Source organism: Oleiphilus sp. HI0117 (genome assembly GCF_001635235.1).
Genome location: NZ_LWGA01000296.1, coordinates 1 through 638 on the forward strand (window position 1 = coordinate 1; position 638 = coordinate 638).

The 638-nt window shown below is 47.5% G+C and carries 1 protein-coding gene and 1 pseudogene; one reads left to right on the top strand and one right to left on the bottom strand.

Translation table 11 applies throughout. The features are described 5' to 3' along the window. Positions 1 to 267, top strand: a 267-nt coding sequence (locus tag A3757_RS03735) for an integrase core domain-containing protein (RefSeq protein ID WP_156506153.1), incomplete at its 5' end; no start/stop codon positions are given. A 10-nt stretch (positions 268 to 277) separates the two neighbouring features. On the opposite strand, the pseudogene A3757_RS25045 reads toward A3757_RS03735, so the two are convergent. Continuing rightward, positions 278 to 535, bottom strand: a pseudogene (locus A3757_RS25045) (transposase zinc-binding domain-containing protein); the annotation flags it as partial. Positions 536 to 638 lie beyond the last annotated feature (103 nt).

The window sequence follows — 638 nt, forward strand, 5'->3', positions numbered from 1 at the left end:
AGCAAGCGTTATCGCACACTGCTGAGTAATTATGGCATCAGAGCTAGCATGGGGGATGTAGGTGCTTGCTGGGATAACTCTGTTGTGGAGCGGTTCTTTGGAAGCTTAAAGCATGACTGGGTTTTGAAAGTGCCCCAGCCAACGAGAGAGCATATGAGAAATGATGTGGCTGACTACATGCGTTATTACAACTTAGAGCGGCTCCATACTTCTAACGAAGATATGTCGCCAATCGAGTACGAAAACTCTTTAAGAAAAGTGTCCTGATTTAGTTGCGCAGAACANNTGAGAGTGTACGGTAAACGATGCTCAAGACCTTGCCCATCAGCTCCGGGTAACGGTCCAGCAAAAAGCGCAACTGGAAAGGAAAATTCAGCACCCATTGGCGAATAGGCTCTGCGGGAAATACTTCATCCACCAAAAGTGCGGCACTCTCCGCCATCCGCCGAGCGCCACAACTAGGGCAGAAACCACGCCGTTTGCAGCTGAAAGCGACCAAACGCTCGTGATGACAATCTTCGCAGCGCACACGCAATTTGAGGCTGTTCAAATTTTGGTATCTACGAAGCTGGAATATCAACAAGGTCTATCTGTGTTTCTTGTTTTCCTTATGGAGTGTGTCTTCTTTTATCGTATCT